Source organism: Leifsonia sp. 2TAF2 (assembly GCF_052115085.1).
In the GTDB taxonomy this organism is placed as follows: domain Bacteria; phylum Actinomycetota; class Actinomycetes; order Actinomycetales; family Microbacteriaceae; genus Leifsonia.
This window is the reverse complement of sequence record NZ_JBFRFY010000002.1, coordinates 825,582-838,479: the sequence shown is the minus strand read 5'-3', so window position 1 is coordinate 838,479 and position 12,898 is coordinate 825,582. Positions and strand designations below refer to the sequence as shown.

Genomic DNA, 12,898 nt, shown 5'->3' with positions numbered 1-12,898 from the left:
GACATTCGTGCCGAATCTGCGGGGGCTACTTGGGCTGCATGCGGATCGCGCCGTCGAGGCGGATGGTCTCCCCGTTGAGCATCGGGTTCTCGACGATGGCGCGCACCAGCGCCGCGTACTCCGCCGGCCGGCCGAGACGGGAGGGATGCGGCACCTGCGCGGCCAGCGAGTCCTGAGCCGCCTGCGGCAGCCCCGCCATCATGGGCGTCTCGAAGATGCCCGGAGCGACCGTCATCACCCGGATCAGGCTGCGGGCGAACTCGCGTGCCAACGGAAGCGTCATCGCCGCGACGCCGCCCTTGGACGCCGAGTAGGCGGGCTGCCCGATCTGCCCGTCGAACGCCGCGACAGATGCCGTGTTGACGATCACGCCGCGCTCCTCGCCCACCGGTTCGGTCTGCGCGATGGCCGCCGCCGCCAGGCGCACGACGTTGAACGTGCCGATCAGGTTCACGCGGATGACCCGCTCGAAGTGGTCCAGCGGGATGATCCCGTCGCGTCCGATGACCTTCTCGGCCGTCGCGATGCCCGCGCAGTTCACGACGACCCGCAGCGGGGCCAAGCCGGATGCCGTGTCCACCGCCGCCTGCACCTGCGCCTCGTCGGTCACGTCGGCCGCGACGAAGCGCGCGGTCGGCCCGAGGGCGATCGCAGCCTTCTCCCCTTCGGAGCTCGGAAGGTCGAGGATCACGACGTGCGCACCGGCGTCGGTGAGGGCGCGCGCGGTGGCGTTGCCGAGTCCGCTGGCTCCGCCGGTGACGAGGGCTGAGCATCCGTCGAGCTGCATGGTTCTCCTTCTGTCGGGGGTGAATGTCGGGGGGGTGAATGTCGGGGGTGACTGTCGGTCGTCGTCTTCGCTGGGTCTTCAGCGCAGCACTTCGATGAGGGTCGCGTTTGCGGTGCCGCCGCCTTCGCACATCGTCTGGAGACCGTAGCGGCCTCCACGCGCCTCAACCTCGTTGAGCAGCGTCGCGAGCAGCCGCGTGCCCGACGATCCGAGCGCGTGCCCGAGGGCGATCGCCCCGCCGCGGGGATTGAGCCGGGACGGATCCGCGCCGAACTCCTTCCGCCAGAGCAGCGGGATGGGCGCGAACGCCTCGTTGACCTCGTACGCGTCGATCTCGTCCAGCCGCACGCCGCTGCGGTCGAGGAGCTTGCGGGTCGCCGGCAGGATGCCGGTGAGCATCAGCAGCGGGTCGTCCCCCGCGACGGCGAACGAGTGGAAGCGGGCACGCGGGCGCAGTCCCAGCCGTTTGGCCGCGTCGGCGCTCATGATCATGGCGGCCGATGCACCGTCCGTCAGCGGAGACGAGTTGCCCGCGGTGATCCGCCACTCGAGCTGCGGGAAGCGCTCGGCGAGCCGGTCGGTGCGGAACACCGGCCGCAGCTGCGAGAGAGCCTCGGCGGTCGTCCCCGGGCGGATGGTCTCGTCCGCGACGACGCTGCCCGAGTCGGGCGTCGGTACGCCGACCAGCTCCCCGTCGTACGCGCCGTTCGCCGCCGACCACGCGGCGCGGCCGTGCGACTCGGCGGCGTAGTCGTCCAGCTGGGCTCGGCTGAAGCCCCAGCGGTCGGCGATGAGCTCCGCCGAGACGCCCTGGTTCACCAGACCCTCCGGGTAGCGCGACTTCAGCAGTTCACCGCCGACGGAGGCGCCCTGCAGGTTCGAGCCCATCGGCACGCGACTCATCGACTCGACTCCGCACGCAATCACGACGTCGTACGCGCCGGCGATGACGCCCTGCGCGGCGAAGGCGGCCGCCTGCTGGCTCGACCCGCACTGCCGGTCGACCGTCACGGCAGGAACGCTCTCCGGAAAGCCCGCGCTGAGCACCGCCGTTCGCGTGATGTTGCCGGCCTGCTCGCCCGACTGGGTGACGCATCCACCGATCACATCGTCGACGATCGCCGGATCGATTCCGGTGCGTCCCACGAGCTCCAGCAGCACCCCGGCGAGCAGGTCGGCCGGGTGGATGTCGGACAGCTCACCGTCCGGCTTGCCGCGCCCCGACGGGGTGCGGACGACGTCGACGATGACCGCTTCGGCGCGCGTCACGTCACACCCCGAACGGGTTCGGCGTGAGCGTGTACTTGGTGTTCAGGTACTCGTGGATGCCCTCCGGGCCGCCCTCGCGCCCGAGCCCCGACTGCTTCACGCCGCCGAACGGTGCCGCCGCGTTCGACACGACGCCGACGTTCAGCCCCATCATCCCCGTCTCCAGCCGTTCGATCATGCGCTGGCCGCGGGCGAGATCCTGGGTGAAGACGTACGAGACCAGCCCGTACTCGGTATCGTTCGCCAGCCGCACGGCCTCGTCCTCGTCCGAGAACCGGATGATGGAGAGCACCGGCCCGAAGATCTCCTCGCGCAGGATCTCGCTGCCTGCTCGGACGTCGGTGACGACAGTGGGCTCGAAGAACGTTCCCGTCCCCTCCACGCGCGAGCCGCCGGTCAGGACGGACGCGCCGCGGCTGACCGCATCCTGCAGCAGCGAGGCCGCCTTCTCGATCGCGCCCTCGTTGATGAGCGGTCCGATGGTGACCCCGTCCTCCGTTCCGCGGCCCACCCGGAGTCCGTTCACCCGCTCGGTGACGCGGCGGGCGAACTCGTCGGCCACGGCCTCGTGCACGAGGAACCGGTTCGCGGCCGTGCAGGCCTCTCCGATGTTCCGGAACTTGGCGAGCATCGCGCCGTCGACGGCCTTGTCGAGATCAGCGTCGTCGAACACGACGAAGGGCGCGTTGCCACCCAGCTCCATGGAGGTGCGCAGCACGTTCTCGGACGACTGCTGCAGCAGCTTCTTGCCGACCGCGGTCGACCCGGTGAACGACAGCTTGCGCAGGCGCGGGTCGGCGATGATCGGCGCGGACACCTTCCCAGACGTCGTCGTGGTGACGACATTGAGCACGCCCGCGGGGAGGCCCGCATCGGCGAGCAGTTGCGCGAAGTAGAGCGTGGTAAGCGGCGTCAGCTCAGCCGGCTTGATGACGACCGTGCACCCCGCGGCGAGCGCCGGCGCGATCTTCCGGGTCGCCATCGCCAGCGGGAAGTTCCAGGGGGTGATGAAGAAGCACGGGCCGACGGGATGCTGCGACACGATCATCCGCCCTGTGCCCTCCGGGTTGCTCCCGTAGCGGCCCGAGATGCGCACGGCCTCCTCCGAGAACCAGCGCAGGAACTCGCCACCGTAGGTGACCTCGCCGTTCGCCTCGGCGAGCGGCTTGCCCATCTCGAGGGTCATCAGAAGCGCGAACTCATCCCGACGCTCCTGCAGCAGGTCGAACGCGCGGCGGAGGATCTCGCCGCGCACGCGGGCGGGCGTCGCGGCCCAGTCGTCCGCAGCGGCGACGGCGGCATCGAGGGCGCGGATGCCGTCCTCCGGGGAGGCGTCGGCGATCTCCTTGATGCGGTCACCGGTCGCCGGATCGAACACCGGGAACGTCCCGGCCGAACCGGGAGTCCACTCCCCTCCGATGTACAGTCCGTCGGGCACACGCTCCAGCAGAGCCTTCTCATCCATCAGCCGCGTTCCTCCTCATTCATCTCTTCGTCATCGTCCGGCGTCACCGCCGCCTGAACCAGCGGCACCGCACGCAAGTCGATCTTCGTCGCGAGCGCGATCACCGTCGACGTCCGCATGATCCCGGGGTCGCTGACGATGCGGTCGATGACCCGCTGCAGGTCGGCGTTCGACCGCGCCACCGCGCGGATCATCAGGTCGCCGGCTCCGGTGATCGTGTGCACCTCGAGCACCTCGGGGATGGCCTGCAGATGCTCGACCACGCTCACATCCCAGTCGCCCTGCGAGATCTCGGCGGTCACGAAAGCCGTCACCGGATACCCCAGGCGGACGGTGTCGACGGTCGGCGCGAAGTCACGAACCACACCCGAGCGCTGCAACCGGTCGAGCCGAGCCTGCACCGTCCCGCGTGCCACCCCCAGCCGCCGGGAGGCCTCGAACACGCCCAGCCGCGGCTCCGCGGTCAGCAGCGCGATCAGATCGGCGTCGAGCTTGTCGACCATGCGGCCTCCTTCGGTCCTCGCACATCGTACGTCGCACGGTACCCGCCTACGGCACGCTGACCGAAGCTCCCAGGAACGGCAGGGCAGCCTGCTTGAAGCCGCGGGCGCTGAGGGTCGTGACATGGTTGCGCCGGGGCAGCACGACGAGTTCGGCGCCGAGGAGGCGGGCGGCCTCGTCCGCACCGTCGGCGACCGGGTCGGCATCCCCGACGACGAGCATCGTGGGGACGGTGCTCGACAGCGGCAGGGGATGCGCGGCCATGCCGGCGGCGCAGGCGGCCAGAGCTTCGCGGTCGACGCCCGGCGCCTGGCGCAGGGAGGCGAGCAGCGGCGCAAGCGGGCTGCTCGCATCGAGGGCGGACGGATCGTCGCGGAGTGCCGCCTGCACGGCGGAGACGCCCCAGTGTCCGAACTGCTCGACCGTTCCCACTCCCCCGACGACAAGCCTGCGCACCCGGGAGGGCGCCAGGCCGACGAGAGCGAGCGACACCCAGCTGCCCATGGAGTAGCCCATCACATCCACTCGCTCGACGTCCTGTTCGTCGAGCACGCCGAGCAGATCCTGGGCGAGGAGTTCGGGCGAGTAGGAGTCGGCGTCATGCGGGGCGTCGCTTCCACCGTGCCCGCGGAGGTCGGGGACGATCGCGCCGCGGCCGGCCTCGGCGAGCGCACCGACCCATCCCGTGGCCTCCCAGGTCATGGCACCGTTCGACGCGAAGCCGTGCACCAGGAGCACGGCGTCGGCGCCGGGATGCCGTTCGACGTGGATGCGCATGCCGGTCAGTCCGTGAGGCCCGAGCGGACGCGGCGGGGTTCCGCCCACACGCGGCGCTGCCCGTGCAGCAGGGGAAGCGGATCGGAGAAGGGGAAGTCGAACAGCGCTTCGGCCGCTCGTCCGCCGAGCACCGCGGCGTCCTGGCGCACCCGGTCGGCGAGGTCGCCCGCGGCGTCCGCGACCTCGGCGAAGAAGTCGTCGTCGACGTTCCCGCTCTGCCGCAACTGCTCCTCCGCGAGGGCCAGCGGGTCGCGCGCGAGCCCGGTGATCGCCTCGACGACGGTCGGGCCGCCGCCCCGCCGGGCGCGCTCGATCGCCTCGGTCGTGGCGTCGTAGACCGCGAGGACGTCGTTTCCGTCGACACGAACGTCGGGCATGGCCCTGCCGTGGCTTTGGCAGAAGAAGACGATCGGCAGCTGCGAACTGAAGGCGGTGTCGATGGCCTCGCGCAGGTCGCCCCGCGAGCCGGCGCCTTCGTCGACGTACGCGATCGCGACGCCGCCCGTGCGATCGAGCTTCGCTCCGAGCGCCCAGCCGACCGCGTGCGTGACCGCGCCGTCCACCTCTCGGTTCGTCGCGAACACGACGTCGCGGCTCGGGTCGAGGGCCGCGGCGCTGCCGACCTGGGCCGCCTCCAGCCCGCGCACGATCTCCTCGAGATCGAGCCGCCGGACGATCGCCATGGTCCGGTACAGGCGCCGAAGCAACACGCCACGATCAGACCACGGCGCAGTGGCACGCTCGGTGGCGGTCACGGCCAAGGTCATGACGCCACTTTCGCGCACAGCCCGCAAGTGAGCAAGTCGCACAGCGTCCGCTGGTCATTCTGATCGCTCAGGAGGACGATTCGGCTCTCTCACTGTGCGTTTTGTCACGTCCGAGCTTGGAGGGCCACCAGATGCTCCGGCCGATGTCGTACGACGCCGCCGGCACCAGCAGCGACCGCACGACAACGGTGTCCAGCAGCACGCCGAACGCCACGATGAACGCGATCTGGACCAGGAACAGGATGGGGATCACGGCGAGCGCCGCAAAGGTCGCCGCCAGGACGACACCCGCTGACGTGATCACGCTGCCGGTGAGACCGAGACCGCGCAGGATGCCGGGCCGCGTCCCGATGCGCAGAGACTCCTCCCGCACCCGCGTCATCAGGAAGATGTTGTAGTCCACTCCGAGTGCGACCAGGAAGACGAACCCGAACAACGGCACCGCCGCATCCGCCCCGGGGAAGCCGAACACGTTGTTGAACACCAGCGCCGAGACGCCCAGCGCCGCCGCGTAGGAGAGCACCACGCTGCCGATCAGCAGAACCGGTGCGACGATCGAGCGCAGCAGCAGCATGAGGATGACGAGAATCACCGCCAGCACGATCGGGATGATCTTCATCAGGTCGCTCTGCGCCGTCTCGTTGGTGTCCAGCGCGATGGCCGTCACACCACCGACGAGCACGGAGCCGTCGTCGGACAGCGACCCGCGCAGGTCCTTCACGACCGCCTCGGCCTGCGCCGAGTCCGGCTCTGAGGCGAGCGTTGCCTGGATGAGCACGTGCCCGTCCTTCACTACCGGGTCCGCGGGGACCCCGGCCTGCGGGCGTCCCCCACCCGTGTAGAAGGCGGCCGATGCCACCCCATCCGTCTTCTCCGTCGCGGCGAGCACCGCGTCCGCTTCGGACTCCGGCGCGACGATCAGCACAGGTGAACCGGAACCGGCGTCGAAGTGCTTCGCCACGACCGCCTGCCCGTCGACAGCGTCGGACTGCGACAGGATGACGTCGGTCTGCTGCACGCCGTTGGCCTTGAGCTGGGTGAGGCCCAGAGCGCAGGCCGCGAGCAGCACGAACGACACGATCCACGTGACGCGCGGACGGCGCGCGATCAGTCCGCCGACCCTGCGCCAGAGCCCACTGACGCCCTCGAGCCCGGTGAGCGTGGCAGCTTCGGCGTGCTTGTGCTGGTGCCCGCCGACGACCGGCCGGAACGGCCAGAACGACGCCCGGCCGAAGATCGCCAGGAGCGCGGGCAAGAACGTGAGCGCCGAGAACAACGAGAAGACGATCCCGATCGCCGCGATGGGGCCGAGGCTCTTGTTCGAGTTGAGGTCGGAGAACAGCAGGCAGAGGAGCGCAAGGATGACGGTCGCTCCGGATGCGAGGATCGGCGCGAACGACGCCTTCCACGCCCGGAGGATGGCGACCCAGCGCGACGGGTCCGTCTCGAGCGCTTCCCGGTACCTGGCGACCAGCAGCAGCGAGTAGTCGGTCGCCGCGCCGATGACGAGGATCGACAGGATGCCCTGACTCTGGCCGGACAGCTTGATCCAGCCCCAGAGGGCGAACAGGTAGACGAAGAGGATGGCCGCGCACAGGGCGAAGATCGACGTGAGCAGCACCAGGAACGGCAGGAGCAGCGCGCGATAGACCAGCAGCAGGATGACGAACACAGCCGCGACTGCGACGAGCAGCAGGATGCCGTCGATCCCTCCGAACGCATTGACCAGGTCGGCCGTCAGCCCGGCCGGGCCGGTGACCCAGGCCTGGGCGCCCGCGGGCACGCCCCCGTCGGCGACCGTTCGGAGGTCGGCGATGACGGTCTTGACCTCGTCGGAGTCGGCGACGGGAACGATGTACTGGACCGCGCGGCCGTCCTCCGACGGGATGGGTCCGGCGACGCTGGAGGTCTCGCCCTCGGGAGCCGCCTGCACCCCGGGTACCTCGCCGAGCTTCGTGCCCAGGTCGGCGTAGGTGGTGCCGAGCTCGATCTTCGGGATGCTGTCGTCGGCTTCCACGACGACGATGGCGGGGATGGAGCCGGAGTCGGTGAACCGCTTCTGCCAGTCCTGCACCTCCGTCGACTCGGCGCTGGCCGGGAGGAACGCGGCCTGGTCGTTGCTCGAGACGCCCGAGAGCTTGCCGAAGGTGGGGCCGCCGATGCCGGCGACCGCGAGCCAGATCAGCACGAGGACTGTGGGAACGACGATGCGCAGCCAACGCGCGGGCTGCCGCGGGTCTTTCGGCCGGTCCACGACATCCTTAGACACTTCGCCTCCTGATTACTAGATGAGCTAGCAATCAGACTAACGCGGATGCGCGATGGCGTCCACGCGTCGGGCGACGACCTCGGCCGGGGACCTCACGCGACGAGTTCCGCGCCCGCCTCGGCCAGCTCCGCCAGCGCCGCCTCCGACGTCTCCGGGGCGACGCCCGCTACGAGCGACGTCAGGACACGGACACGCTGACCGTGCGCCAGCCCATCCAGCGCCGATGCCCGGACGCAGTAGTCCGTGGCGATCCCGGCGACATCGATCGTGTGGATGCCGTGCTCCTCCAGGATCTCGTGCACGCTCGCACCTGACTCGGTGCGCCCCTCGAACAGCGAGTACGCCGGCTCGCCCTGGCCTTTGTGGACGTGATAGCCGACCGGGGCGGTGTCGAGCGCGGGGTGGTAGTCCGCACCAGGAGTGCCCGCGACGCAGTGCACCGGCCAGGTCTCCACGAAGTCCGGCTCGGCCTGGGTGGCGAAGTGGCCTCCGTTGTCGTTGTCCGGGTCGTGCCAGTCACGGCTCGCGACGATGACCGCATAGTCGTCCGCGTGCTCCCGCAGGTAGTCCGTGAGGCCCTCGGCGACCGCAGCGCCACCCTCTACTCCCAGCGCGCCTCCCTCGGTGAAGTCGTTCTGCACGTCGACGATGAAGAGCGCCTTGCCCATGCCGTCCTCCCGAGGGTCGTGGTCTACTGCGGCCGATCAGCCGTTGGAGAGGTTGTCTCCGCACTTGTAGAAGCCGGCCACCAGGCTGTCGATCGCCTGCTTGGCGTTGTCGCCGACATCCCCCAGTGCGAACACGGCGAAGGTCAGCGGTGTTCCGTCGGCCGCGTTCACGATGCCGGACAGGGTGTAGCCGTGGTCGATCCAGCCGGTCTTGGCGAAGACCGCGCCGCGCGCGACCGAGCTGGAACCGGTGAACCGGTTGTAGCCCGGGCCGAGCGTTCCGGACTTACCGGCGACCGGGAGCCCGTCGTAGACCACTCCGAGCCCGTTCTGCCGGTTGAGCACCTTGATGAAGAGCTGCGTGAGATACGACGGAGGTACGGCGTTGTCGGCGCTCAGCCCTGAGCCGTCGGCGATGTGGATGCCGGCGGTGTCGATCCCGTAGCCCTTCAGCCCCGCGAGCACACCCGCATTGAGGGCGTCGAACGTGTTGCCCGACCCGTTCTTGATCGCCACCAGGCGAGCCAGCTCCTCCATGATCGTGTTGTCGGAGACGCGCATGGCCTGGTCGATCAGAGTCGTTACCGGCTGCGACTGCACCGCGCCCAGCTGTCGGGCGCCCGCGGGCGCGACGCCCTGGCTGACACCGACGTTCGTGCCGAGGTACTGCTGGAAGTACTGCACCGCGCGGCCGACCGGATCGGTGCTGCGGGGCGACTCCACTGCGGTCGGGTCGTCGCGGTCGCCGTCGACCATGAGTGCGGTCATGTACGGGGTGGAACCCTCCACCACCCGCTCTTCTCGCTCGTCCCAGCTGGGTTGCCAGAACGGCGCACCGAAGAGGGAGGCGTCGACGACGATCGACGTGATCGGCTGCCCGCCCATGGCCTGCTTCACCTGGTTGGCGAGGTCCTGGATCTTCGGGGCGCCGGTGTAGAACGACGCCTGGCCGTCGGGCAGACGGGACAGGGTGACGTCGCCGCCTCCGACGATCACGACCTGGCCGGGAGTGCTGCCGGCGACGACGGTGGTCGCTACGCGGTAGTCCGGTCCGAGGGTCGCGAGGGCGGCGGCGGAGGTCAGGGTCTTCAGCACGGATGCCGTCGGGCCGGGCTTCCCGCCGTTGCGGTCGAAGAGGGTCGCGCCGGTCTTGGCGTTGACGACCTGCGCCTCCAGGCTGCCGAGCCTGCCGTCGGCGGCGAGGCCCCCGACCGAGCAGGTGCGGATGCGCGTGCCCGCCGGCTGGTTGGCGGGCACCGGCCGGGCCGGGTCCACCGTCGGAGTGGGCGTCGGTGTTGGCTTTGCGCTCTTGGTGACCGTAGCGGTGGGCGACGGGATGCCGGCCGCGGATGCGGGCGAGCCGATGGTCGCACCCAGCGCGACGCTGCCCGAGGCGAGCAGCAGGAAGACCGCGGCGGCCGCCGCCGCCAGCCAGGCCTTCGGATGCCTACGAATCGTCGCGAGGATCCCCGCGGGGATGCCCGCCGCCGACCGCTTCGCCGAGCCGCTCTCGGCCGCCCGACGTGCCGCCCGCGTGGACGCGGTGTCAGGAGAGGCGGTGTCAGGAGACGCAGAGTCGCTGGGCAGACCGGTGTCCGGCTCGTCCGAATCGTGCATCCGGGTATGTTACCTGGCGTTTCTGAATGCCTCTACGTCGCCAGGGCTCAGGGGACGGCGACGACCAGATAGTTGTCGAACCGCACGGTCACCGGGGTGTTCGTGGCGGAAGCCGACAGGTAGGCACGCAACCCGACGCTCCCGGTCGACTGGAGTCCGGCCGTCGAGTCCGTCACGGTCGCCTGCCACGCGGCCGGTTCGGCGCCGGTCGCCGGCCACAGCTTCGCTTGGATCGTCGTCGGGGAGGTGCCCACGACCTGGACGCGGAGGTTCAACTGCTGCCCCGCGGTGTAGGTCAGCCCGCCGACCGGGACGGCCTGCAGCGTGTTCCCGTTGACGAGCAACTGCACCTGGACCGCGCCGCTGGCGCTCAGCCACGCACGTCCCTCATACGCCGCGGAGCCGACCTGGCGGCCGATGGCCGAGACGAAGACCCCACCGCCCGACGGCGCCAGGTCGGTCGTGAACGTGACCGTCGAGTCCGTCCGGCTGTTGGAGACACCACCCAGGGTTTCGGTCCGGGTCGTGCCGGCCGGATCGTTCATCCGCCCGGTGCCCGACGCGACGGAGTAGAAGGATGCCGTGCCGGCGCCCGTCCAGGCGCCGCCCGTGTCGGCCGATCCCCATCCGCTTGCGACGGTCCGTTCGAACGCATCCTTGGCGAGGGTGTTACCGGTCGTGGCCGCGACGGTGACCTGCCGGGTCGTCGTCGCGGTCCCACCGACGTTGTCGGTGACCTTCAGCGTGATCGTGTACGTGCCGGCTGCAGCGTACGTGTGGCCCGCCGAGACACCCGACGCGGTCCCGCCGTCACCGAAGGTCCAGGCGTACGAGGCGATCGTGCCATCCGGGTCGCTCGACGCGCTGGCGTCCACAGCGACCGCCAAGCCGTTGACCCCCGCGGTGAAGGATGCCGTCGGCGGCTGGTTCGCACCGCCCCCGGCCACAACGACCCGGTTGCCCACGCGCGAGATCCGGTTGCCGTCCGGGTCCGTCACGGTCAGCGTGTACGTGTGGGCGCTGCCGCCGGCGAGGCCCGTGTCGGTGAAGTTCATCGCCGGGCGGTTGTAGAACACCGAGGAGCGCGTCACCTGGTACACCGGGTGCGCCGTGTCGCCGTCACGGGCCAGCGCGTAGGTCAGCGAGACGTTGTCCTGGTCGTACGTCGCCGTCCAGCTCACGGTCGCCTGCCCGGCGATGCTGGAGGTGGCGTTGGGGGTGAGCGCCGTGTTGTTGTTGGGCCCGGTCGTGCTGCGCACGACCGAGTCGTTCGCGAAGCGGGTGAGCCCGTACTGAGCCGTGCCGTTGACCGCGGGGAACTCGCCGCCGACGACCAGGTACCGGGTGTCGCCGGCGAGACTCCAGGCCGCCTGCCCCTGGCCGGTGTACGACCCGGTCACGTAGTCCGGGAACCAGTTCAGCTGCGTGGGCGAGGGCTGGCCGCGGAAGTTCGCGTAGCTCGGGTTGCCGTCGTTGGTCAGCGTCCCCGTGCGGGCCTTCGAGAAGGCGATGGTGTGGTGGAACGTGCGTGGGTTCGTCTCGGGGTATCCGCCGACGTTGCGGCAATCGTGAGGATGCCCGGCCGCGTAGAGCGCGTCGCCGAGGGGCATCACGGAGTACGTGTCGCCGTGGCAGTCCTCCATCCAGATGAGGGAGCCGGTCACGCCGTCGGCTGCGAAACTCCCCTCGAAGTTACCGCCGGAGCCGAAGACGTAGCCCGAGCCGTACACGCGGTCGGAGGTCGCGACCAGGGCGGTGATGCCGGCCTGGGTGCCGGCGTCGCGGATGACGCTGTTCGCCGGGAAGGCCAGATTCGTTCCGGTGGACCCGGTCAGCATCGCGAGGCCGTAGTGAGCGGTGCCGCTCATGTTCTTGAACCGGCCGCCTGCGTACACGCGGTTCCCGTCCGGGCTGACGGCCAGCGCATCCACCACGTAGTCGGCGGAGGCGGTCCACGACGTCATCAGTGAGCCGTTGGATGCGTCGATCTTGGCGATGTACCCGCGGCCGGTGCCGTTGACGCTCGAGAAGGTACCGCCGGCGTACACGGCCGTGTTGGTGGCCGCGAGCGCTCGCACCTGACTCTCCATGACCGGCCGGAAGGAGGCGATCGGCTGACCGGTGGCCGTACTGATGGCGACGATCCGGTAGTAGCTGGCTCCGCCGGCCGACGTGAAGTCGCCGCCGAGGTACACCCGCGAGCCGTCCGGGGAGGCCGCGATGGCGAGGGCCTGACCATTCAGTGGGACGTTGATGCTCGTGATGAGCGCGCCGGTGGTGATGTTATAGGCGAGGAAGTTGCTGCGCGGGGTCGTGTTCGACCCAGCCGGCGACCCCGCCGGACGAGCCGTGCCGAACTTGCCGGCGACGTACACCGTGTTGCCGACGACCACCTGCGCCCAGGCCACCCCGTCGATCTGCACGGTCGGCAGCGCCGTCGCGCCGACCGTCGGAGGAGTCGCGGGGTTCGTCGGATCCGGTGGCATCGTGTCTGCGGATGCGGGCCCGGCCAGACTGAGCCCACCTCCGACGAGAAGCAGTGCGCTCAGCACCGCGGTGAGCAACCCGAGCGCGCGCGCCCGGCGGGTTCCCGTCGTTGAATTCATGACAGCCTCGATAGACCTGATTAATTCTCATTTTCCCGCGTGTGCTCAGGCTACTCTCCGAACGGGATGCGCGCACGGTAGAAGCGCGGGTCCAGGTATTGCGACGACACCCGGATGGAACCGTTCGTGCGGTGAGTGGAGCCGCCCAAGGGGAATCGAACCCTTGACCTTC

General features: G+C 70.0%; 10 protein-coding genes. All 10 read right to left on the bottom strand.

The features are described from left to right. Positions 1 to 25: 25 nt before the first annotated feature. Positions 26 to 787, bottom strand: a complete 762-nt coding sequence (locus tag AB4Z18_RS16205) for a 3-hydroxyacyl-CoA dehydrogenase (protein ID WP_441783766.1) — start codon at positions 785 to 787, stop codon at positions 26 to 28. A 78-nt stretch (positions 788 to 865) separates the two neighbouring features. Further along, on the bottom strand, positions 866 to 2,056 hold the full coding sequence (locus AB4Z18_RS16200) for a thiolase family protein (RefSeq protein WP_441783765.1): 1,191 nt from the start codon (positions 2,054 to 2,056) through the stop codon (positions 866 to 868). Between the two features lies 1 nt (position 2,057). Next, the gene (locus AB4Z18_RS16195; protein WP_441783764.1) at positions 2,058 to 3,521 is read right to left on the bottom strand and encodes an NAD-dependent succinate-semialdehyde dehydrogenase; all 1,464 of its coding nucleotides are present in this window, start codon (positions 3,519 to 3,521) and stop codon (positions 2,058 to 2,060) included. Beyond that, positions 3,521 to 4,024 (bottom strand): Lrp/AsnC family transcriptional regulator, encoded by a 504-nt coding sequence (locus AB4Z18_RS16190; protein WP_441783763.1) that lies wholly within the window; start codon positions 4,022 to 4,024, stop codon positions 3,521 to 3,523. The genes AB4Z18_RS16195 and AB4Z18_RS16190 overlap by 1 nt, the downstream gene beginning before the upstream one ends. A 46-nt stretch (positions 4,025 to 4,070) precedes the next feature. Next, positions 4,071 to 4,799 carry an alpha/beta fold hydrolase gene (locus AB4Z18_RS16185; protein WP_441783762.1) on the bottom strand — a complete coding sequence of 243 codons (729 nt, stop codon included), beginning with the start codon at positions 4,797 to 4,799 and terminating at the stop codon, positions 4,071 to 4,073. Positions 4,800 to 4,804: 5 nt separating this feature from the next. Next, on the bottom strand, positions 4,805 to 5,566 hold the full coding sequence (locus AB4Z18_RS16180; RefSeq protein WP_441783761.1) for a thiamine pyrophosphate-dependent enzyme: 762 nt from the start codon (positions 5,564 to 5,566) through the stop codon (positions 4,805 to 4,807). Positions 5,567 to 5,633: 67 nt separating this feature from the next. Then, the gene (locus AB4Z18_RS16175) at positions 5,634 to 7,835 is read right to left on the bottom strand and encodes an MMPL family transporter (protein ID WP_441783760.1); all 2,202 of its coding nucleotides are present in this window, start codon (positions 7,833 to 7,835) and stop codon (positions 5,634 to 5,636) included. Positions 7,836 to 7,927: 92 nt separating this feature from the next. After that, on the bottom strand, positions 7,928 to 8,503 hold the full coding sequence (locus AB4Z18_RS16170; protein ID WP_441783759.1) for an isochorismatase family protein: 576 nt from the start codon (positions 8,501 to 8,503) through the stop codon (positions 7,928 to 7,930). Between the two features lie 36 nt (positions 8,504 to 8,539). Further along, the gene (locus AB4Z18_RS16165) at positions 8,540 to 10,120 is read right to left on the bottom strand and encodes a D-alanyl-D-alanine carboxypeptidase/D-alanyl-D-alanine-endopeptidase (RefSeq protein WP_441783758.1); all 1,581 of its coding nucleotides are present in this window, start codon (positions 10,118 to 10,120) and stop codon (positions 8,540 to 8,542) included. Between the two features lie 47 nt (positions 10,121 to 10,167). After that, a complete protein-coding gene (locus AB4Z18_RS16160) occupies positions 10,168 to 12,726 on the bottom strand; it encodes a PKD domain-containing protein (protein WP_441783757.1) in 2,559 nt (852 codons plus the stop codon). Positions 12,727 to 12,898: the final 172 nt, after the last annotated feature.

Excerpts from the sequence above, each read along its gene's own strand:
- AB4Z18_RS16205 (WP_441783766.1), bottom strand. The coding sequence starts at position 787 with ATGCAGCTCGACGGATGCTCAGCCCTCGTCACCGGCGGAGCCAGCGGA.
- AB4Z18_RS16195 (WP_441783764.1), bottom strand. The coding sequence starts at position 3,521 with ATGGATGAGAAGGCTCTGCTGGAGCGTGTGCCCGACGGACTGTACATC.
- AB4Z18_RS16190 (WP_441783763.1), bottom strand. The coding sequence starts at position 4,024 with ATGGTCGACAAGCTCGACGCCGATCTGATCGCGCTGCTGACCGCGGAG.
- AB4Z18_RS16185 (WP_441783762.1), bottom strand. The coding sequence starts at position 4,799 with ATGCGCATCCACGTCGAACGGCATCCCGGCGCCGACGCCGTGCTCCTG.
- AB4Z18_RS16180 (WP_441783761.1), bottom strand. The coding sequence starts at position 5,566 with ATGACCTTGGCCGTGACCGCCACCGAGCGTGCCACTGCGCCGTGGTCT.
- AB4Z18_RS16170 (WP_441783759.1), bottom strand. The coding sequence starts at position 8,503 with ATGGGCAAGGCGCTCTTCATCGTCGACGTGCAGAACGACTTCACCGAG.
- AB4Z18_RS16165 (WP_441783758.1), bottom strand. The coding sequence starts at position 10,120 with ATGCACGATTCGGACGAGCCGGACACCGGTCTGCCCAGCGACTCTGCG.
- AB4Z18_RS16160 (WP_441783757.1), bottom strand. The coding sequence starts at position 12,726 with ATGAATTCAACGACGGGAACCCGCCGGGCGCGCGCGCTCGGGTTGCTC.